The following is a 20,081-nucleotide window of genomic DNA, read 5'->3' as shown; positions in this document are numbered from 1 at the left end:
GGAATGCGGGACCTGAGCCGAACGCATTCCCGCTGCTACAGGCCCGTTCCGCCACCCCGCCGACCGTGGCGCGGGTCACCTCGACATCGCCGTAGGGTCTGCACCGTGACCTGCACCGCAGAACGGACGAACCCATGCCGATGACCTGGCGGGCGGCGATGACCACCGCCCTGTACGGCGCCGACGGGTTCTTCGTCACCGGCGACGGCCCGGCGGCACACTTCCGTACCAGCGCGAACGCCGCACCGGTGCTCGGTGCCGCGCTGCTGCGCCTGCTCGACCGGGTCGACACCGCCCTCGGCCACCCGGACCGGCTGGACGTGGTCGACGTCGGGGCCGGCCGGGGCGAACTGCTCCGTACCGTGGCCGCGCTCGCCCCGGCCGAACTGGGCCGCCGGCTGCGCCTGACCGGGGTCGAACTCGCTCCCCGACCCGACCCGCTGCCACCCGATATCGAGTGGCTCGACACCGTGCCGAGCGGCATCGTCGGGCTGCTGATCGGCACGGAGTGGCTGGACAACGTACCGCTCGACCTGGCCGAGGCCGGGCCGGCGGGCTGGCACCAGGTCCTGGTCGACCCGGTCTCGGGCATCGAGTCCGCCGGTCCGCCGACCGCCGCCACCGACCTCGCCTGGCTCTCGCACTGGTGGCCGGACCAGCCGGGCGGGCCCGGTTTGCCGGAGGAGGGTGCGGCGGGGCCGCTGCCGGGTGCGCGGGTGGAGATCGGCCGAAGCCGGGACGCCGCCTGGGCCGCCGCCGTCGGCGCGGTCGACCGCGGGCTGGCCCTGGCCGTCGACTACGGCCACCTCCGCACCGGTCGCCCGATCGGCGGTACGTTGACCGGCTTCCGATCCGGCCGGCAGGTGCCACCGGTGCCGGACGGGTCCTGCGACCTGACCGCACACGTCGCCGTCGACTCGGTGGCGGCGGCCGGCGAGGTGGTTGCCGGTGTGGCGTACACGCTGGTCAGTCAGGGGGCGGCGCTGCGGGCGCTCGGGGCCGACGGCCGCCGACCGCCGCTCACCCTGGCCGGCACCGACCCGACCGGGTACGTCCGGGCGCTCGCCGCCGCCTCGACGGTGGCCGAGCTGACCGACCCGGCCGGGCTGGGCGGGCACTGGTGGCTGCTCCAACCGGTGGGGATCGAACCCGGCGGCCTGCTGCCGGAGCAGACGGCCGCCGGAACGAGGTGACCGGCTCAGCGGCGGGTCATCAAGGCGTTGACCGTGCCCCAGTCCAGCGCACCCACCAGAGCGTTGTACGTCCCGGTGCCGAACGCCTCCTCGGCCACCCGCCGGGCCACTCCGTACGCCGCCTCAGCGGGTCCGGAGCCGAGGCTCAGCCGGCTGACCCCGAGTTTCGCCAACTCCGGCAAGGACGGGGCGCCCGGACCGGCGAGGATGTTCACCGGGGCGGGGATGTCCCGTACCAGGTCGGCGACCAGTTCCGGATCCACCACCCCGGGTACGAAGATCCCGTCCGCCCCAGCGGCCAGGTACGCGTTCGCCCGCTCCACCGTCTCCGCCAACCCGCCCAGCCCGCGCAGGAAGGTGTCGACCCGGGCGTTGACGAACAGCGGGATGCCGGCGTCGTCCGCGACGGACCGGGCGGCCCGCAGCCGGGCACACTGGTCGTCGACGGGTCGCAGCGCCGGGGCTCCCCCGTGCACCGCGTCCTCGATGTTGACACCGACCGCCCCGGCCGTCAGCACCGCCCGTACGGTCTCGCCCACCTGGTCCGGGGTGGCGCCGAAGCCGGACTCGATGTCCGCGGTCACCGGTACGGAGACCGCGCCGACGATCCGGGCGACCAGGTCGACGGCCAGGTCGCGGGCGAGCATGTCGCCGTCCGGGGCGCCGAGGCTCCAGGCGACCCCGGCGCTGGTGGTCGCGATGGCGCGGGCGCCGGCCGCCTCCACGATCCTGGCGCTGGCCACGTCCCACGCGTTGACCAGGACAACCGGCTCGCCTGCGTTGTGCAGGCCGCGGAACTGCTCCGCTCGATGCTGTTGCCCGGTCATGAGGTTCTGCTGCTCAGTCATGACCGCCAGTCTCCGGCCGGCGCCGGCCCCCGTCGTACTGTTTAAGCCCCAGCTAAAACCCCCGGGTACGCCCGGACCCCCGTCACCGAGGCACCGCTCGCCGCCTCGGGCTGATGGCTTCCGGCCCCACTGTTGTCCGGTGAGCGTCGTCGTTTGTCCAGTTCACCCCGATCACCCGCGTGCCGTAAGCGGATAAAGGGGTAGAAGCACCGCATCCTATTGGGATGCATCAGACGGATCTGGACACGGCCGAGCCGCCCGCTGCCGATACTGTCGGCCCACTCGTCGGTCGGGCGACGCCCACCTTCGCCACCGCCATCGCCGGGTACGCCCTGCTGGCCGCGGTCGCCCGACCCCTGACCCTGCCCGCCGCCTGTGCCGTACTGGCACCCGGACTGGTCCTGCTCTGGTGGGGGGCGAGACGGGTGCCGCACCGTACGCTGTTCGCCGGCCGGGCGACCGCGGTGACCTGGGTGGGGCTCGGTGCCGCCTTCTGCGTCTGGGAGCTGGTTGCCCTGTTCACCGGCAACGACGCGGCACATCCGACGTTCAGCATCCTGGCCGACCCGTTCCTGGACACCTATCCCGGCCGGCTCGCCGGCTACGTGCTGTGGCTGAGCACCGGAGCCTGGCTGGTGACCCGTTGACCGCACGCGCCGTACTCGTCGTCGGTTTCGCCCTGATCATCGGCGCCATGATCCTGGTCGACCTCGCCGGACGCCGCCCGAACAGTACGGTCGCCCCGCTGGGCAGCGCGCTCATCGCCGCCATGCGCAGCGGAACCGGGCGGGTGATCGTGCTCGGGGCGTGGCTCTGGATGGGTTGGCACTTCCTGGCCAGATGAGGGCTGGCCAGGTGAAGCGGGCTCCTGCTGTTTGCCGCCCTCCCGGGCGGGAAGCCAGCGGACACGTCAAAAGCAGATTTTGTCATCCGAACTCCACGGGCCGGACGAAACGGCCGATCGCCCCAGCGGAGGAAAGATGCCCGTTTTCATCAAGAAAGTGTTTGCCTGGGGAGGCCTGGCCTTCCTGATCTTCTTCATCGCGTTCCGACCGGACAGTGCCGCGCACACCTTCAAGACCCTCGGGGCGGGCTGCATGATGCTCGCCCAGGGTTTCGGCGACTTCATCACCAGCCTGATGACCTGACCTCCCGTCAGGTCATCGCCAGCGTGACCAGGCTGCCCAGGATGAGGAACGGGCCGAACGGCAGGTGGCCGGACCAGCGGACCCGGCCGGCGACCAACAGGACGACGCTGGTCAGCGCGGCGGCGACAAACGCCACCATCAGCCCGAAGAACACCATCTCCCAGCCGAACCACCCGAGCACCGCGGCGCTGCTCAGCGCCAACTTGGCGTCGCCCAACCCGAACCCGCGCCGCCCCAGCAGCACCGTCGAGGCGGCGAAGACGAAGGCGACCGCAAGCCCGGCGAGCGCCGACCGCACCCAGGCCGTACCGCCGGCCGTTTCCGTACCGCCGGAGAGTGCCGCGAGGCCGAGCAGACCCCAGGTCCCGAACGCGGCGGCGTAGGTGAGTCGGTCCGGCAACCGGTGTACGGCCAGGTCGACGAAGAACAACGGCAGTGCGCAGAGCACCCACCAGGCGAAGGCGACCGTCTCAAACGCCGGCCGGGCGGCCAGGGCCAGCACCCCGATCGACACGAGCAGGGCCAGTTCCACAGTGGCGGGCGGGGCGCCGATCCGATGGCCGCAGGTGCCGCAGCGGGCGAGCGGGGAGAGTGCCCGCAGTGGTCCGGCGAGCCCGATCGGCGTACCGCACCCGTCGCATCCGGTTCGTCGCTCCGTGCCGCCCGGCACCGAGTCGGCCGCGACGATCCAACGGATCAGCGGGGCGACGGTGGCGGCCGCCAGCAGCCGCCCGTGACCGGTCCGCGCGGGACCGGCCGGCACCGGCCGGCGCTCGGTCAGCGACATGAGGGCCTCCGTTGTGGGGTGGAACGACCCGGCCGGGCCGGATCTTCGACAACACGGTGCGTAACTTCATGATCAGCCAAGAGCGATCTTCGATCGGCGCTCACCGCTGCCGCGCGGCCGGCCCGGCGCCGGTCCCGGCGATCACGCGCGGCAGCCGGGGATCCGCCTGTACCGCTTCCGGACCGGGGTACGGAAACGGCCAGACCACCGCCATCCGCTGTATTTCGCAGTGCATCCGAACGTGCATCAGCACGCGCAGGGTGATCCACCAACCCGGACCGGAGCCCGCGAGCGAGTCGATAGGTATCGACCATCATCAAAGGACCTCAATGGATATCAGGATGGAAGATGGTGACCGTACGTGTTCTCTGCAATTGCCTCTGTTGCATCGTCGGCGGTCAGCCTATGCTCGCCCCTTGGGTGAAGCGCAACCGTAGGGTAAAACAGATCAACCAGCTCATCCGGCAAAGAATTGGCACATCGGTAAGATCCCGTTCAGATTGACACAAGTAAATGTCCGTACGGTGGCGCCGGGCTCGACACGAGCCGTCCGGGGCGGCCGTAACGTGTCCGCACCCAGCGGACACACACCCCTCACCAGCACAGACCGGTGAGACCAGCAGTCCGGTGTTGAGAAAGGCGAGCGGCGGAAAGGATGGACACACCGTTGCGCGCACAGCGATTGGGCAGGTTCTCCGCCGTCCTCATCGTGATCCTGTCGGTCACCATGGGCACCGGCTGCGCCAAGGACCAGGAGCCCGGTGCACCGGCGTCTCTCGACGGCGCTCCCGCCGCGACCACCGATGCCGCGCCGGAGACCGCAGCCGCCTCGAAGGCCGCACTTGCCGCCTATACCGGCTATCTGGACGCCGCTCGAGAAGCGGAGAAATCGGCAAACCCACTCGATCCGGCGCTCAAGAAGTATCTGGCCGACCCCCTGCTGACCCAGGTCCGGCTTGCCATTCGTGATGCGAAGGAGCACGGCGCGATGCGTACCGGCACGCTCATCTCCGATCCGCGAGTGACCGACGTACGGCTGGACACCGTCCCGGCCACAGCCTCGATCCAGGACTGCCTGGACGGCACCGGCTACCGGCTGGTCTACACCAAGGACAAGTCCGTCGTACCCGGCTCCACCAGCGGCCGGTACCTGGCCACCGCGACCGCGACCCGCTACTCCGACGGCCGCTGGCTGATCAGCGCCGGCACCGCCCACCAGGACCAGCCGTGCTGAGCCGGCGCCTGCTCACGGTCGGCGCCCTGGCAACCCTGACGCTCGCCCTCGGTCTCACCGGCTCGGCCTCCGCCCGCGACCCCGGTGCCGGATGTCCGCCCTCGTCGACCAACTGCGACGTCTGGGACGACATCCCCGGTGGTGGCGGCGGTCCCGGTGGCGGCGGCCCGGGCGGTGGCGGCGGCAACGACGGCCCGGCCCGCAAGTGCGTCCGCAATGGCGTCCCGCTCCCCTGCTACGACGATGTGCTCGGCTGGTTCAACTCCCAGGACGGCTGCTACTACAAGGTCGCCGAGCCGCAGCCAGACAACGTGCCGGAAGGCTTGACCATGTATCAGGCGAGCTGCGGCGGGGATGGCCTGATCCCGCACCTGTTGGACGAACCGCCCCCGGGCTTCGGCGCTCCGCCGGACCCGGCGGAAATCGCCGCCGAACTCCTGGCCAGCCTCGATCTCAAGCACCCGCGCGTCGGAATCGCCCCGCATCCCAGCAAGGGGGCCGGTCTGGTCGGACTCCCGGTGTGGCTGTGGACGGATCCCGGACCGGCGACCTGGGGGCCGCAGGTGAAGAGGAAGTCGGACCGTGGTGTGACCGTCTGGATCAGGGCCGAGGTCGAGAAGATGGTCTGGGACATGGGCAACGGCGACAAGGTGACCTGCACGACTCCCGGCGAGGTGTACAACCCCGAGACCGACAAGAACACCAAACCACCGTGCGGCTACCCCAACGGCTACAGCAAGCCGAGTGGCGACAGCAAGTACAAGGTCAGCGGGACCACGTACTGGAAGGTGCCGTGGGGCGTCGGCAGTAACGACGACCCCGAAGGGGTGATGACCACCCAGCGGTTCAGCCCCGAGGTGGAAATCGAGATCGACGAGCTTCAGGTGGTGACGAGGTGACCGTGGCACCCACCCGCAACGTGTCCGGACCGGTCGACGCGCCGGTGGCACCACCCAAGGTGGTCCGGCAGAGGCGGATCCGACCGGGCCTGCTCGGCCTGGCGGTCCTGCTGGTGGCACTCGGCGGGCTGGGATCCGCCTTCGCCGTCACCTCGGTACGGGCCACCGGCAGCTACCTCGCGGTGGCCCGGCCGGTCCCGGTCGGCGCGATCCTGACCGCCGACGACGTCGTACGGGTCGAGGTGGCCGGCGGCCAGGGTCTGGCACCGGTGGCCGCGAGCCGGCTCAACGAGGTGGTCGGGAAGCGGGCGACGGCCTCGTTGACCCCGGGCACTCTGCTGACCGCGGCTCAACTGACCGACAAGCCGCTGCTCGGCCCCGGACAGCAGCAGGTCGCCATCAGCCTGGACGTCGAGGCCGTGCCGGCGAAGAAACTCCGCCCCGGCGACAAGCTCCTGCTGATCGGGTTGCCCGACAAGAACAGCACCGGTGGCGCCGACGCGGCGAGCACCCGGTTCGAGACCACCGTGATCGACACATCGCTCCCGGACAACAACACGGTCGTGATCTACCTGGCGCTCGCCGTCCGGGATGTGCCGGCGGTGGTGGCCCTGAACGCCAGTGACCGCATCGCGGTTGTCCTCACCGCGACGGCCTGAGCATGGCCGTCGTCGCCTTCGTCTCCGCCAAGGGCTCGCCCGGAGTCACCACCGCCGCCCTCGCCTGCACGCTCTCCTGGCACCACCGGGTGATCCTCGCCGAGTGCGACCCGTCCGGCGGGTCGGTGCTCGCCGGCTACCTGGGTGGGGCACTCAGCGGTCCACGGGGAATCGGAGAACTTGCCGTCGGCGAACTCCGCGACGGCAGCCTCGACAGCGCGTTCTGGTCCCAGTTGGTCGACCTGGACGCGCCGAAGCGGGAGCGGCTGCTGTTGCCCGGGGTGGTCGATCCGGCTCAGGCCGGCAGTGTCACCCCGCTCTGGCAGCGCTTCGCCGACTTCTTCACCGATCTCGACCGTGGGCAGCCGGCGTACGACGTGCTGGTCGACTGTGGCCGGTTGCAGGTGATCGCGCCACCGTGGCCGGTGCTACGGGCGGCCGCCATCGTGCTGGTCGTCAGCGGGGCCCACCTCTCCGACATCTCCAGCACCCGCTCGACGGTCAAGGCGATCGAGCGGGACTTCGCCGAGCACCGGGTCCCGCCCGGCTCGCTGCGACTGTTGCTGGTCGGCAACGGGCACAGCCGGGGCGAGGTGAGCAGGGCGCTCGGCCTGCCGGTGATCGCGCACCTCCCGCACGACCCGCGTACCGCCGAGGTGCTCAGCCACGGCGGCACCGTACGGGCGAAGCGACCGCTGATGCGCGCGGCCGGTGCCCTGGAGGTGCCGATCCGTACCCTGCTGGACCGCCGCCGGGCCCGACTCTCCTGGCCGGCCCCCGTCCAGGAGGTGCCGAATGCGGTTTGAGCCGGTCTCGCACGACCCGCGCAGCCGGGACAACGGTGCCACCTCGACGGTGCCACCGATCCCGGCGAACGGCCGGCACCAGCGCACGGCCATTCCCCCGGCCAACGGCACCGCCCCGCCGGTCGGCGGCAACCCTCCCTATCCGATCCAGGGTGCCCGGGTGCCCGGCCCCACCGGAGGCGGGACGGTGGCGGGGACGCCGACCCAACGCCCACGGATCGACTTCGCGGTGGTCCGCGAACTCCGACGCGAACTCAGCGAACGGCTGACCCTCTGGCAGCGCGGCCGGGAGTTCAGCGTCGACGAGGAGGACACCGAGCGGGCCCGGCTGGCGGTCGCGGTGGTCGGCGAGTACGCCGACGCAGCCCGCCGCGCCGGCACTCCCATGCATGCCAGCGAGGAGCGGATCCTGCTCGACCAGGTCAGCGCCGAACTGGTCGGGCTGGGACGGCTGCAGACCCTGCTGGTCGACAGCACCATCGAAGAGGTGCACATCCTCGGCTGCGACCTGGTGCGGATCACCCGGCACGGCGGCGGGGTCGACTGGGCCGACCCGATCGCGGACAGCGACGAGGAGCTGGTGGAGATCCTCCAGGCCGCCGCCCGCCGGGCCGGCTCCACCGAGCGGTCACTGTCCACCTCGAAGCCGACGCTCGACCTCCAGTTGCCCGACGGCAGCCGGCTGGCCGCGGTCTACCTGGTCAGCCACCGGCCGTACGCGGTGATCCGGAAGCACAACACCCTCGACGTGAGCCTCGACGAGATCGCCGGTGGGCGGGGCGACCTCGACGAGATGATCGATCTGCTGATCCGTGACTTCCTCCGGGCGACGATGGCGGCCGGGCTGAACATCATGGTCGCCGGGCTGGCGGGCGCCGGCAAGACCACCGTGATCCGGGCCCTGATGGACGAGATCCCGGCGGACGAGCCGTACGTGGTGCTGGAGGAGAGCCGGGAACTGCTCCCCACCCGACGGGGGATCAAGCACCGGGCGGTGATGAGCTTCGAGTCCCGCGAGGGACACGGCGAACGCGGAGCCGACGGTCGACCGGCCGGTGAGGTGACCATCGCCGACCTGATCCCGCTGTCGCTGCGGATGGGCGTACTGCGGATCATCGTCGGCGAGGTCCGCTCGCGGGAGATCGTCCCGATGCTCCAGGCGATGACCACCAGCCGGGGTTCGATGTGCACGATTCACGCCCGTACGCCGGCCGGGGTGGGCGAGCGGATCATCGAGCTGGCGCTGGCCCACGGCCGGGAGATGACGGTCGACCAGGCCCGTCGGATGGCCGGCAACGCGCTCGATCTGATCGTCTACGTCACGGTCGAGGACGAGACCGCGATCGGTGGCCGCAAGCACCGGTTCGTCTCACACATCGAAGAGGTCATCGGCGCCGGTGAGACCGGTCGGATCACCACCACCACGATCTTCGGCCCGGGACCGGACGGCCGCGCGGTCCCGAAGCACCTGCCGGAGCGGATCCGTGACCAGCTCCTTCGGATCGGGTACGACGCCCGCCTGCTGAGCCGCTACATCGAGGCCGGTACGGGTGCCTGGCGCCGTCCGCGGCGAACCCGGCTGGGACGGCGCGGATGAGCGGGACCGTGCAGACGATCGGGGCGAGCCGGTGATACCCCTCGGCAACGTCGAACTGATCGCGGTGCTCGCCGGAGCGGCCTGCATGAGCGGGCTGGTTCTGCTGGTCGTCGCACTGGTCGGCACCACCAAGCCGACCCCGCCGCCCGGTGGTTCCGACCAGTGGCTGCGTCGCCTCTGGCAGGGCTCCGGCACCAGCCGCGCGGAACACCGGCGGCACCAGGCGCTGCTCGGCGCGGCGGCGCTGGTGGGCGTACTGGCGTTCCTGCTCACCGGGCTGCCGGTGATCGGTCTGCTGTTCGCGATCGCGGTGCTGGGCGTCCCGTGGCTGTTCAACGCCGGTAGAGCCGAGCAACGGGTGATCGCCCGGATCGAGGCGGTCGGCGAGTGGACCCGCCGACTCAAGGACATGTCCAGCACCGGGCAGGGGCTGCAACAGGCCATCACCGCCACCGTCGCCACCGCGCCGCCGGAGATCGAGGAGGAGGTGCGGCTGCTCGCCGCCCGGTTGCAGGCCGGCTGGCTGGGCCGCCCCGCGCTGCTCGCCTTCGCCGAGGAGATCGGCGACCCGGTGGGTGACCAGGTGGTGGCCGCGTTGATCCTGCACCTCACGGATCGCGGCGAGCGGCTGGGCGACGTGCTCGGCTCGATCGCGACGGCGGCGGCGGCCGAGGTCGCCACCCGGCGGGAGGTGGAGGCGAAACGCTCCCAACCCCGGTTCGCGGTCCGGTTCCTGAGCGGGATGACCCTGGCGGTCCTGGTGTACGGGCTGCTGAACCCGGCCTACATGCGCCCGTACGGCTCCCCGATCGGACAGATCGTGATGATCGTCCTCAGCGCCTCGTTCATCGCACTCCTGGCCTGGGTCCGGTCGATGAGTCAGCCGCCCCGCCCGGCTCGCTTCCTCGCCACGCCGAAGCCGGAGGAGGTGCTCGCATGATCCTCAACTGGCAACTCACGATCGCCGTGACCGGTGGATCGGCCGTCGGCCTGGGCCTCTTCCTGTTCGTCCGGGAGTCGCTGCCGGCCACCCCGGCGTTGGGGCCGGCGCTACGCCGGCTGCACCAACCGGCCGGCCCGGCCGCCGGGCAGTCCAGCCGGAGCGAGTCGGAGTGGCTCACCGGCGTCGCCCGGTGGCTGAAACCACCGAGCCGCGACCTCGCCCTGCTGGGCCGAACGCCCGAGCAGTACGCCCTGTCGATCGTGCTCTCGGTACTGATCGGACTGGTGACCCCGGCGGCGGCCGGAGTGCTGCTCACCGTGGTGGGCATCACCCCACCACTGGTGGTGCCGGTGCTGGCAGCAGTGGGGCTGGCGGCACTGGCAGCGTTCATCGCACACCGCGATGTGCTCGCCAAGGCCAAAAATGCCCGGCGGGAGTTCAGCCGGGCGGTCTGCACCTACCTGGATCTCGTCGCGTTGCAACTCTCCGCGGCGCACGGACCGGTGCAGGCGCTGGAACAGGCCGCTGCGGTCTGCGACGGCTGGGTCTTCGAACGGATCAGGGAAGCCCTGCGATTGGCCCAGTTGCAGATGCATTCGCCGTGGGACGAAATCCGGGACCTCGCCGACGAAATCGGGGTGCCGGAGCTCGGCGATGTCGGGGCCATCATGCAGTCCTCCGGATCCGACGGGGCTCAGGTGCACGAAACACTCCGCCAGCGGGCCGACTCGCTGCGGGATCAGATCCGGACCGACGAACTGGCCCGAGCCGAGACGGTGACGAGCCGGCTCGACGTACCCGGTGCACTGCTGGTTTTTGTCCTCATCGGTTTCATCCTCTATCCCTTCGTCGCCCGACTCTGAATCCGAACTTGCCAGGGAAGGAAAGAGCAATGTTCGTCTACGCCTACGTATACGCCAAGAACAGGCTCGCGGAGCTACGCGAGCACACCGACCGGGGTGACGGGCCGGTGCCGACCGCCGTCATCATCGTCGGGCTGGCCATCATCGCGGCCGCCCTCATCGTCACGGCCACCAACTTCGTGACCGAATGGACCGACGAGCTTCCCGGTCCGAATGACGCGCCTCCGGTGGAGTAGTAGCCCGATGCGTCGACGTCAGCCCGCACTGCCGCCCCCCACCGTCACAGCGGTGGGGGGCGGCAGTGCGGGCTGCCCGCCCGGGAACGGTACGCACGGCGGCACCGAACGAGGGGCCACTCCGGTCGAGTTGGCGATCCTGCTGCCGGTGATCTTCATGCTGCTGATGATGTCGATCCAGGCCGGCGTGTACTTCCTCGCTCGGGCGGTGGCACTCAACGCCGCGCAGATCGGTGTCAATTCGACCCGCACGCTCGCCGGCGACTCGGAGGCGGTCGCCGAGGCGAAGGTATGGGCCTACATCAACGGCGCCCCGGACTGGCTCGTCGCGACCAGCGTCAACGTCGACCGGAACGAGGCGACGGGTGTGGCCACGGCGACCGTCGAGGGATCGGTGTTGCAGGTGATGCCCGGGATCAACTTCACGGTCCGGCAGAACGCGCGGGGCCCGATCGAACAATTCACCGCAGGAGACTGAGAATGGCCGGACGGATCAGAGGCCGCTGGCCGGAACGCGGGTCGGTCTCGGTGGAGGTCGCCATTCTCGCCCCGGTCTTCGTGCTTCTCTTCGGCATGGCGGTGGTCGCCGGCCGGCAGGCCATCGCCGAGAACGCGGTCTCGGCGGCGGCCCACGACGCGGCCCGCGCCAGCAGCATCTCGCGTACGGCGGCCCAGGCGCAGGCGGCCGGCGACACGGCGGTGACGGAGCGGCTGGCCGAGCAGGGGTTGAACTGCGATCCGGCCGCCGCTGTCACGCTCTCGGGCAGGTCGCCCCTCAGCGCAGGCACGGAATGGTCCCTGCAGGAGGCGTTCGCGCAGCCGCTCGGTGATCCCGTCTTCATCGTCGCCGAGGTCACCTGCGTGGTGTCGTACCAAGACCTGGCCGGGTTGGGGCTGCCGGCGCCAGAACCGGTGAGGGCGTATTTCGTATCGCCGATCGACCGCTACCGGAGCCGGGGATGACCGGGCGGTGGGACCGGGACGCCGGTCGGGTCAGCGCCTTCCTCGCGATCGCCATGCTGGCGATCTTCATGGTCGTTGCCCTGTCGTACGACGGCACCCGGCGGCTCATGGCGCTGCAGCGCGCGCACAATCTGGCAGCCGAGGCGGCCCGCACCGGCGGCCAGGCGATCGACCTGGGCGCGGCGATCGACGGTGGGCCGAAACGGCTCGACGTGGAGGCCGCCATCGCCGCCGTCAACGCGTACCGGGCTGCGGCCGGGGTCGGCGGTCCGCCGCCGGTGATCCAGGGCGAGCCGCCGAACCAGACGATCACCGTGACGGTCGAGTTCGACTACCAGCCGATCCTGCTCAGCGCGTTCGGCCAGGGTGCGGTGCCGATCGAGGGCACCGCCACCGCCCGGCCACTCACCGACGAACCGTAGATAGGGAGGCGACGTCATGCCCGCAGCGCGCGTATCGGCGGCCCGGCGAACCGGGCAGTTCCTCACCGGTCTCTGCTCGCTCCTCGTTCTGGTCGGACTGATAGCCGGGGCGCCGATCGCGCTGCTGGCCTTCGCCGGCAACCCGCTACCGGACCACGTACCGACCCTGACGGAGGTCGGCAACACGCTGACCAGCCGCGACGACGGGCAACTGTTCCTGCGGGCGTTGGCGATCGTCGGTTGGGTCGGCTGGGCGACGTTCGCGCTCTCCGTACTCGTGGAGTTGCCGGCCCGGATCCTGCGCCGGCCGGCGGTCCGGCTGCCGGGTATGCGCCGGCAGCAGCGGGCGGCGGCGGCCCTGGTCGGGGCGGTGGCGCTGATCCTGGTCGCCAGCCCGGCCGCGACCGCGGCGACCTCGGTGGCATCCGGAACGGTCGCGACCGCACCCCACTCACCGATCGCCCGGCCGGCTCTGGCCATCGCCGGTCCGACAACGGCGACCACCACCGAGTACGCCCCGACCGCCTGGGCGGCGGCACCGTACGGTCGGACAGCGGCTGCGCCGGCCGCCGCCCCGGTGACCACGGCAGCGGCGGCACCCCGTGCCCTGGCCGCGCCGAACACCCCCGCCGACGAACCCGCCCCGGTCTACCGGGTGGAGGACGGCGACTACCTCGGCACGATCGCGGATCGTTATCTCGGCGACTTCGAGCGCTACCAGGATCTGGCCCGGCTCAACGAGATCCGCAACCCGGACCGGATCAAGCCCGGTCAACTGCTGCACCTGCCGGCGGACGCCGCCGACCAGGGCATACGCAAGCACGCTACCGGCATGGTGGCGATCCCTCCGCCCGCCGGTGGGCATGGCGACGCGCCCACGAACGGGTGGCCGACACCGGAGAAGCCGCCCGCGCCGCCCGCTCCACCCGCGCCGCAGCAACCCCGTCAGTCGGGCGAGGTCAGCACGTACGCGGTCGGGGCGTCCCGGGCCAGCGAGGTGAACAACCTGAACCGTCCGCTCGCGGTCAGTGCGGTGATCGCGGTGGCCAGCATCGTCGGCGCCCAGATCGGCGCGGTGCTCGGGTTACGACGGCGGCCCGCGGCCGGCACCCTGAACGACGCCGCCGACGGCGGCCGGCACCGACGCGGCTGACCGGCAACGGCGCAGCCGGGCCAGCGGAATCGAACCAGCGCCGGCCCGGCCGAGCCTCCGTCAGGGCATCGCTCAGGGCACCCGTCAGGGCATCCGGATTTCCAGGACGCCGCTCATGATCCGGGTGGGCAGGGTCTGCTGGTCGGTGGCGGCCGGTCCGTGCACGACCTCGCCGTTGTCCAGCCGGAACGTGCTGCCGTGCCACGGGCAGACCACGCAGACGTGTCCGTCGACCTTGGTCACGTCACCGGCGCCGAGCGGTCCGCCCTGGTGGGCGCAGTGTTCGAGCATCGCGGTGACGTTGTCCCCGTCGCGGTAGACCAGCACCGGAATGTCGTTGATCTTCCGGGTGACCAGGCTCGCCTCGGGCAGGGCGGCCAGGTCGGCGACCGGGTGCCAGCCCTCGTCCATCCGGTGCAGCTCGGGCGTTGCCTGGTTGACCCCGGCGCCCATCTTGTACGCGAGGTGCCCCCCGAGGAACGCGCCACCGCTCGCCGCCGACAGTCCGGCCCAGCCGAGGATCCGACCGATGCCGTGCAGACCGCTGAGCCGGGCGCCGAGCGAGCTCCCGTAGAGCGCCAGTCCGACCACGTTGGCCGCGGCGTGGACCAGGCCGACCCGGCGTTGCGACTGGGAGAGCGAGGCCCAGTCGTTCCACCCGGCGACCGCCGCCGGCAGGGCGCCGAGGGTGCCGATCGCGACGAGCGTCGTCGAGGCCCTGCGCTGGTTGGGCAGCAGGTCGAGGATCGCGCTGGCGGTCCAGGCACCCACCGGCACCTGCACCAGCACCGGATGGAGGGGGTGGCCCAGCCACACCCCGTGGAGGAGGTCCCGCATCCACCGCCGGGGCAGCGCGGACCAGATCCCCCGCTGAATCTGATCGCCCACCCGGTCCAGTTGGTTCGCCTGCTCGAGTTTCGTCAACGCCGCTCGCATCCGAGCCGGATTCCCCAATGTCCACCCGGCAAACCGGGCTTGTCCGTCTGATCCCGTCCCATCCCGCAACGCAGTGCCGGTGCGTGCAGGGATCCCCGACCACCTGCCCGGCGTCGATGCTCCGCGCAGGGCATGACCGGGCGGCGGTCGGGTAGAGGTTGACATGAGGATCGCCATCACCGGGGCCACCGGCAACGTCGGAACCGCACTCCTGCGCCGGCTGGCCGGCGAATCGGACATCGAGCTGGTCGGCATCGCCCGGCGTCCGCCGCCGGAGGGGGCCGGTGCGCCGTACGCCGGGGTGCGGTGGCATGCGTTGGACCTCGGCGAACCGGACAACCTCCCCCGGTTGACCGACGCGCTGCGGGGGATCGACGCGGTGGTGCACCTGGCCTGGCAGATCCAGCCCAGCCACCGTCGGGTGCTGCTGCGACGTACCAATCTCACCGGGACCCGGCATCTGTTGCGGGCGATCGACGAGGCCGGGGTGGGCACGCTCGCGTACGCCTCGTCGTTCGGGGCGTACGCCCAGGGTCCGAAGGATCGGCGGGTGACGGAGAGCTGGCCGGCGACCGGGATCAGCGGTTCGGGCTACAGCACGGACAAGGCGGCGGTCGAGGCGCTGCTCGACGGGGTGGAGCACGACCACCCCGAGCTGCGGATCGTCCGGATACGACAGGCCCTGGTCTTCCAACGCGACGCGGGTGCCCAGATCAGGAGGCATTTCATCGGACGGATCGTGCCGGTCGGTTGGCTCGGTTCGGGGCGGCTGCCGATCATCCCCCGGAACAAGCGGCTACGCGCCCAGGCGGTGCACGCCGACGACCTGGCCGAAGCGTACGTGCGGGCGTTGCGCAGTGACCGGGACGGCGCGTTCAACATCGCCGGCGAACCGGTGCTCGACGGGCCGGTGCTGGCTCAGGAGTTGGGCGGCCGGAGCATCCCCGTACCGATCTTCCTGCTCCGGATGCTGGCCAAGGTGGCGTGGCGGCTGCGGCTGCTGCCGACCGAGCCTGGCTGGATCGATCTCACCGCCGGGGTGCCGCTGATGGACTGCTCGCGGGCGGAGCAGGAGTTGGGATGGCGTCCCCGGCACGACGCCCGGGAGGCGGTACGCGACGTCCTCGGCGGCATCGCGGTCGGTGCCGGAACCGGCAGTATGGTCCTGCGACCGGACCGCCGCGCCGCTTCCGAGCTGCGGGGCCGCCCGGCGACCAACTAGCCCCGGCCACCCGCCGACTCCGGCCACCGGTCAGCCGACCGACTCCGGAGGACACGCACTTGTTGACCTCCGGGCGTGGAGCCGGAGTGACCGGGGTGGGGATCAGGTCAGGTCGGCCTCGTCGTCCGCGATGGGGCCGGGCAGTTCGCCGGTGCCGTACGGGTCGAGCACCTGACGTACGCGTCGACCCCAGCGCTCGTGCGCGGCCTGGCGGCTGATTCCGGCCGCCCGTGCGATCAGCTCCCAGGTCACGCCCCATCTGCGGAGCCCGATCAGGCTGCCCATCGGGTCGATGCCGGTCTTCAGCTCGATCCGGAACCGGAGAAGTTGGGCGGCCACCTCGCGTTGGGCGCCGACCGGGCTGTCCTGCTCGGCCTGCCACTGCTCCGAGCCGGGTACGGGTCGACCGCCGAGCAGCAGGTCGGCCTGCTGGCTGGCCTCGTTGGCCGCCGCGTGCTCCGCGGCCAGGGCTGCCGGTGCCACGTCCACGGTCAGCGCGGTGCTCATCAACTGATCCACTACGTCAAGGTATCCCTGACGCGCCCGACTGTCCACTATTTACCGCAACAACCCGGACCCGAGTCAGCCCAGCCGCCACTTCTGGTTGGGCTCACCGGTGCAGTCCCAGAGCTGCAACCGGGCCCCGTTCTCCGGATTGCCGTCGAGCACGTCGACGCACCTGTCGGCCCGTACGTTCACCAGGTCGGCGGAGCTGTTGAGGGTGAAGTCCTGGGAGGCGCTGCCGTCGCAGTCGGCGAGTTGGACCGTCGCCCCGTTGGCGGTCGACCCGTCCGCCACGTCGAGGCACTTGTCCAGCGACCGGACCGTACCGTCGGCGGGAAAGGTCCAGAGCTGACCAGGGGGCTGGTGGCAGTCCCACATCTGCACCCCCACCCCGTCGGCTGCGACGCTGTCCGGGACGTCGACACACCGGCCGCTGCCGACGTTGACGATCGAGTTCCCCGCCGGCAGGTCGGTCGGCCTGAACGGCGGTGGCCGTCCCGGATCCCCCGGCTGCCCACCCTGGCCGGGCGGCGGTCGGCCCGGCGGACCGGGCTGGCCCGGAGGTGGACCACCCGGTCGACCCGGCGGCGGACCGCCCGGCGGCGCCAACTCGTGGAAACCATCCACGATCAGGGCGAGGGCGCCCCGGCTGGTCGCCCACTCGGCGTCCGCGGTGGTCCAACCGATCGTGTACGCCTGCCCGTTGAAGCTGACGAACGTACGGCTGATCGCGTGCATCAGCTCGCCGTTCTCGGCGGCGTACGTCCACTCCCGTTCCGCCGCCCGTACGTGATAGTTGATCGTGCCGAGGCGGATCCGGCGGTAGTCGGGATACCGCCCGGCGTCCTGTTCCGCCTTCTCCCGCGCCTGTAACTCGGCAACCAGGTCCGACTTGATCGACCGGAGCTCCTCGATGGCGAGCACCCGGCTGCCCTCCGGCTCACGGAACTCGATCCGGTCGCCGTCGCGGTGCGACTGCCAGCCGTCCGGCACCGGTACGACCAGATTGGGGCTGTCCCGGTAGTAGTGCCAGCCCGCGGCCGGTGGCGGGACCACCCTGTTCATCGACGCCTCGGAGAGACCGGACGGGGAGGTGTTCGGCTTGGTCGGCGAGTTCGGATCCGGCTCGCCGCCGAGGAAACCAACCGTGCCGCCGTCCATCAGCGGCACGGTCACCCCGAGTACGAGCAGCAACACCGCCACCAACGCTCCGACCAGCCAGCCGCGCCGTCTCCGGCCAGGTACGAGATCCGCCCCCGCACCGCCTCCGGCACCGGACAGACCGCTGCCGTCCGACACCGGAAGACCGGACGGCGCGTCCGCCGAGGGCATCTCAGACACGGACACGGACGGGGACACGGACGGGGACGGGGACGGGGACGGCCCGCCCACGGAACCGAGCGAACCCGGCGGGCCGAGCGAACCGAGCGAACCCGGCGAACCGAGCGAACCGAACGAGTCGGGTGGGCCGCCGCCCAGGTCCACCGATCCGAGCAGGCCGATCGGGTCGACCGGGTCGACGGAGTAGTACGCCGTGGCCCGGCGAAGAAGGCGGTCGGCCTCCTCGGCACCGAGCCGCCGCTGCGGGTCCCGGCGCAGCAGCCCTTCCAGCAGCGCGGTCAGCAATCCCGCGCGCTGGGGCGGGGGTGGAATTTCGGTCGCGAGCGCGGCCAGGGTGGCGATCGCCGTCGACCGGTTGTACGGCGTACGGCCCTCGACGGCGGAGTAGAGGGTGGCACCGAGCGACCAGAGGTCGGCGGCCGGTCCGACGATTCCGTCGGTGGCCCGTTCCGGGGCGAGGTACGCGGGTGAGCCGAGCACCATGCCAGTACGGGTCACGTGCGGATCACCGGGCACCGTGGCGAGGCCGAAGTCGGTCAGCACCACCCGTCCGTCGTCGGCGAGCAGGACGTTGGCCGGCTTGACGTCCCGGTGCAGCAGCCCGGCCCGGTGCGCTGCCCGTAGCGCCGCCAGGACGCCCAGTCCGATGTGGGCCACCCGAGCCGGTGGCATCGCCCCGTCGGTCCGGAGGACCTCGTGCAGCGAGCGCGACGGTACGAGTTCCATCACGATCCACGGGTCTCCGTCGGCAATGAGCACGTCGAAGATCCGTACGACGTTGACCTGGTCGAGACGGGCGATGGCACGTGCCTCGCGCAGGGAACGTTCGCGCATCTCCCGGCGTTCGTCGTCGGTCAGCCCGGGTGGTGGCACCAGTTCCTTGATGGCCACGTCGCGTTCGAGCATTTCGTCGCGGGCCTGCCAGACCCGACCCATACCGCCCTGCCCGAGCGGCCGAACAAGCCGGTATCGGTCGGCGATCAGCCGTTGGGGGGTGTCGGGCACGACAGGACCGTACCCGTCGGTGTTATAACGCCCAATTTTCGGGGCGGCCGGATTGTCGACAGTCGGAAAGCTCACACCGTACGGGTGTCGCTTTTCCGATCAACGGCTCGACCATCCCATCCGCATGATCTAGAGCCGCACCGAAATGATCACAACCTGATCGATCCCCGACGATTTCGAAACGGAGAGTTCGAGCATCCACAGTGGACACAGGACGACCACTGCCGGCGGTACGGGTGTGCCATGCTCGTACACCGTGGTATCCGACGAGACGATCATGGGCATCCTTGCCGCGCTACGGCCGATCACGTACGCGAAGGTGCCGATCGAGGGGCGCTGGTTGCCGTCACCGTTGCCTGAACGCGCGATCGGGGAGCGGGTGGTCGCGGTGCTGTGCGAGGACCCGGACGTGGCCAGCCTGGTGGTCGACCGTACCGACGGGACAGTCCTGATCACCACCGAGGACGAGGCACCGGTGGTGGTGAACCGGTCGCTGGACCAGCTCGTCGAGTCGTCCCGGATCTACTCCCGAGCGGCGCGCCGGGCCCGGCGCATCGACGAGGAGGACGACGAGGCGCTGGAGGCACTGGCCGTCGCCACCGCCGAGCAGATCGGCCGGATCGACCCCGACGCCGTACGGGACGAGAACCAGCTCTGGGCGGTTGCCGCCGAGGAACTCGGCTACGGCCTCTGACCCGTGTCCATTGCGTACTGCTGGCGGTAGGTGGCCTTCTTGCTGCGGTTGCCGCAGGTGGACATCGAGCACCAGCGACGGGTGGCGGCGGGCGAGTCGTCGAGGAAGACGCCCCGGCAGGTCGGTGCGGCGCATCGGCGTACCCGCAGGGGTGAGTTGCCGATCGCGTCGACCGCATCGCGGGCGACGTCGGCCAGGACCTGGTCGACCGAGGTCGCCCGGATCCGGCTGTACGGCTGCCCCGGCGGCGCCACCACGAGCTGCGGTACGGCACCGGGCCGACCGGCCCAGTCGTTGATCAGGGCCACGTCGTCCCGGTCCGGCTGCTCGGCCAGGCTGACCGCCCGGCCGGTGGCATAGATCGCCTCGCGCAGCTCCAGGGCCGGCGCGAGGGCGGCCGGGGGTGGTCCGGCGGGATCGGCGAGTTGCGCCTCGACCGCCCAGAGGAGCAGCGCCTCGACGCTGGTCAGCCGCTCGATCGGGGTCTGCGAACCCCGGTCGCCCAGGGTGGCGCAGTACGCGAACGCGAGCCGACCGTTGCCCCAGCGAAAGTTCTCCGAGCGTTGCGGACGACGCCAGTCACCAACCATGGAACCACCTTAGCCGGTTCCATGCGCTAGTCTCGTCC

General features: G+C 71.2%; 24 protein-coding genes. 18 read left to right on the top strand and 6 right to left on the bottom strand.

The features are described from left to right. Positions 1-134: 134 nt before the first annotated feature. A complete protein-coding gene (locus tag ACWEFB_RS09420; protein ID WP_452283858.1) occupies positions 135-1,193 on the top strand; it encodes an SAM-dependent methyltransferase in 1,059 nt (352 codons plus the stop codon). Between the two features lie 5 nt (positions 1,194-1,198). Here the strand turns inward: ACWEFB_RS09420 and ACWEFB_RS09415 are convergent, their stop codons facing one another. After that, positions 1,199-2,041 (bottom strand): isocitrate lyase/PEP mutase family protein, encoded by an 843-nt coding sequence (locus ACWEFB_RS09415; protein ID WP_452283856.1) that lies wholly within the window; start codon positions 2,039-2,041, stop codon positions 1,199-1,201. 224 nt (positions 2,042-2,265) lie between these two features. Here ACWEFB_RS09415 and ACWEFB_RS09410 point away from each other — a divergent pair, with 224 nt between their 5' ends. The 3 genes from ACWEFB_RS09410 to ACWEFB_RS09400 all read left to right on the top strand — a co-directional run bounded on the left by ACWEFB_RS09410 (position 2,266) and on the right by ACWEFB_RS09400 (position 3,189). Next, positions 2,266-2,688: a hypothetical protein gene (locus ACWEFB_RS09410; RefSeq protein ID WP_326562169.1), complete on the top strand. Its 423-nt coding sequence runs from the start codon at positions 2,266-2,268 to the stop codon at positions 2,686-2,688. Beyond that, positions 2,685-2,885, top strand: a complete 201-nt coding sequence (locus ACWEFB_RS09405; protein WP_326562168.1) for a DUF6186 family protein — start codon at positions 2,685-2,687, stop codon at positions 2,883-2,885. Before ACWEFB_RS09410 ends, ACWEFB_RS09405 begins: the two co-directional genes overlap by 4 nt. 136 nt (positions 2,886-3,021) lie before the next feature. Then, the gene (locus tag ACWEFB_RS09400; RefSeq protein ID WP_363596625.1) at positions 3,022-3,189 is read left to right on the top strand and encodes a hypothetical protein; all 168 of its coding nucleotides are present in this window, start codon (positions 3,022-3,024) and stop codon (positions 3,187-3,189) included. Between the two features lie 7 nt (positions 3,190-3,196). Here the strand turns inward: ACWEFB_RS09400 and ACWEFB_RS09395 are convergent, their stop codons facing one another. Beyond that, positions 3,197-3,976 (bottom strand): prepilin peptidase, encoded by a 780-nt coding sequence (locus tag ACWEFB_RS09395; RefSeq protein ID WP_452283853.1) that lies wholly within the window; start codon positions 3,974-3,976, stop codon positions 3,197-3,199. 727 nt (positions 3,977-4,703) lie between these two features. Between ACWEFB_RS09395 and ACWEFB_RS09390 the strand changes: the two genes are divergently transcribed. The 12 genes from ACWEFB_RS09390 to ACWEFB_RS09335 all read left to right on the top strand — a co-directional run bounded on the left by ACWEFB_RS09390 (position 4,704) and on the right by ACWEFB_RS09335 (position 13,751). Continuing rightward, positions 4,704-5,210 carry a hypothetical protein gene (locus tag ACWEFB_RS09390; RefSeq protein ID WP_452284064.1) on the top strand — a complete coding sequence of 169 codons (507 nt, stop codon included), beginning with the start codon at positions 4,704-4,706 and terminating at the stop codon, positions 5,208-5,210. Continuing rightward, positions 5,204-6,109: a hypothetical protein gene (locus ACWEFB_RS09385; RefSeq protein WP_452283851.1), complete on the top strand. Its 906-nt coding sequence runs from the start codon at positions 5,204-5,206 to the stop codon at positions 6,107-6,109. The genes ACWEFB_RS09390 and ACWEFB_RS09385 overlap by 7 nt, the downstream gene beginning before the upstream one ends. Then, the gene (locus ACWEFB_RS09380; RefSeq protein ID WP_326562164.1) at positions 6,106-6,768 is read left to right on the top strand and encodes an SAF domain-containing protein; all 663 of its coding nucleotides are present in this window, start codon (positions 6,106-6,108) and stop codon (positions 6,766-6,768) included. The genes ACWEFB_RS09385 and ACWEFB_RS09380 overlap by 4 nt, the downstream gene beginning before the upstream one ends. Before the next feature lie 2 nt (positions 6,769-6,770). Beyond that, positions 6,771-7,574 (top strand): ParA family protein, encoded by an 804-nt coding sequence (locus ACWEFB_RS09375; RefSeq protein WP_326562163.1) that lies wholly within the window; start codon positions 6,771-6,773, stop codon positions 7,572-7,574. Further along, the gene (locus ACWEFB_RS09370) at positions 7,564-9,171 is read left to right on the top strand and encodes a CpaF family protein (RefSeq protein ID WP_452283848.1); all 1,608 of its coding nucleotides are present in this window, start codon (positions 7,564-7,566) and stop codon (positions 9,169-9,171) included. The genes ACWEFB_RS09375 and ACWEFB_RS09370 overlap by 11 nt, the downstream gene beginning before the upstream one ends. Positions 9,172-9,256: 85 nt before the next feature. After that, positions 9,257-10,111, top strand: a complete 855-nt coding sequence (locus tag ACWEFB_RS09365) for a type II secretion system F family protein (protein WP_452284062.1) — start codon at positions 9,257-9,259, stop codon at positions 10,109-10,111. Then, the gene (locus ACWEFB_RS09360; protein ID WP_452284060.1) at positions 10,111-10,977 is read left to right on the top strand and encodes a type II secretion system F family protein; all 867 of its coding nucleotides are present in this window, start codon (positions 10,111-10,113) and stop codon (positions 10,975-10,977) included. The genes ACWEFB_RS09365 and ACWEFB_RS09360 overlap by 1 nt, the downstream gene beginning before the upstream one ends. A 29-nt stretch (positions 10,978-11,006) precedes the next feature. Further along, the gene (locus tag ACWEFB_RS09355) at positions 11,007-11,213 is read left to right on the top strand and encodes a hypothetical protein (RefSeq protein WP_452283846.1); all 207 of its coding nucleotides are present in this window, start codon (positions 11,007-11,009) and stop codon (positions 11,211-11,213) included. A 52-nt stretch (positions 11,214-11,265) separates the two neighbouring features. Further along, on the top strand, positions 11,266-11,691 hold the full coding sequence (locus tag ACWEFB_RS09350; RefSeq protein WP_452283844.1) for a TadE/TadG family type IV pilus assembly protein: 426 nt from the start codon (positions 11,266-11,268) through the stop codon (positions 11,689-11,691). Positions 11,692-11,693: 2 nt separating this feature from the next. Further along, on the top strand, positions 11,694-12,176 hold the full coding sequence (locus ACWEFB_RS09345) for a TadE/TadG family type IV pilus assembly protein (RefSeq protein ID WP_452283842.1): 483 nt from the start codon (positions 11,694-11,696) through the stop codon (positions 12,174-12,176). Then, on the top strand, positions 12,173-12,598 hold the full coding sequence (locus tag ACWEFB_RS09340) for a hypothetical protein (RefSeq protein ID WP_452283840.1): 426 nt from the start codon (positions 12,173-12,175) through the stop codon (positions 12,596-12,598). Before ACWEFB_RS09345 ends, ACWEFB_RS09340 begins: the two co-directional genes overlap by 4 nt. Positions 12,599-12,614: 16 nt before the next feature. Further along, on the top strand, positions 12,615-13,751 hold the full coding sequence (locus ACWEFB_RS09335; protein ID WP_452283838.1) for a LysM peptidoglycan-binding domain-containing protein: 1,137 nt from the start codon (positions 12,615-12,617) through the stop codon (positions 13,749-13,751). Between the two features lie 84 nt (positions 13,752-13,835). On the opposite strand, the gene ACWEFB_RS09330 is transcribed toward ACWEFB_RS09335, so the two are convergent. Further along, a complete protein-coding gene (locus tag ACWEFB_RS09330; protein WP_452283836.1) occupies positions 13,836-14,687 on the bottom strand; it encodes a Rieske 2Fe-2S domain-containing protein in 852 nt (283 codons plus the stop codon). 163 nt (positions 14,688-14,850) lie between these two features. Between ACWEFB_RS09330 and ACWEFB_RS09325 the strand changes: the two genes are divergently transcribed. After that, on the top strand, positions 14,851-15,909 hold the full coding sequence (locus tag ACWEFB_RS09325) for an NAD-dependent epimerase/dehydratase family protein (RefSeq protein ID WP_452283834.1): 1,059 nt from the start codon (positions 14,851-14,853) through the stop codon (positions 15,907-15,909). A gap of 102 nt (positions 15,910-16,011) precedes the next feature. On the opposite strand, the gene ACWEFB_RS09320 is transcribed toward ACWEFB_RS09325, so the two are convergent. Together ACWEFB_RS09320 and ACWEFB_RS09315 are read right to left on the bottom strand one after the other, a co-directional pair. Further along, the gene (locus tag ACWEFB_RS09320; protein ID WP_326562153.1) at positions 16,012-16,428 is read right to left on the bottom strand and encodes a hypothetical protein; all 417 of its coding nucleotides are present in this window, start codon (positions 16,426-16,428) and stop codon (positions 16,012-16,014) included. 63 nt (positions 16,429-16,491) lie between these two features. Then, complete coding sequence (locus ACWEFB_RS09315) at positions 16,492-18,690, bottom strand: protein kinase domain-containing protein (protein ID WP_452284058.1); 2,199 nt, start codon at positions 18,688-18,690, stop codon at positions 16,492-16,494. A gap of 325 nt (positions 18,691-19,015) precedes the next feature. Between ACWEFB_RS09315 and ACWEFB_RS09310 the strand changes: the two genes are divergently transcribed. Next, positions 19,016-19,453, top strand: a complete 438-nt coding sequence (locus ACWEFB_RS09310) for an SUKH-4 family immunity protein (protein WP_452283832.1) — start codon at positions 19,016-19,018, stop codon at positions 19,451-19,453. On the opposite strand, the gene ACWEFB_RS09305 is transcribed toward ACWEFB_RS09310, so the two are convergent. Beyond that, positions 19,441-20,043, bottom strand: coding sequence for a CGNR zinc finger domain-containing protein (locus ACWEFB_RS09305; protein WP_452283830.1), 603 nt, complete (start codon positions 20,041-20,043; stop codon positions 19,441-19,443). The genes ACWEFB_RS09310 and ACWEFB_RS09305 overlap by 13 nt on opposite strands. Positions 20,044-20,081: the final 38 nt, after the last annotated feature.

The organism is Micromonospora sp. NPDC004704 (assembly GCF_053601675.1).
This window is presented reverse-complemented; position numbering and strand designations above follow the sequence as displayed.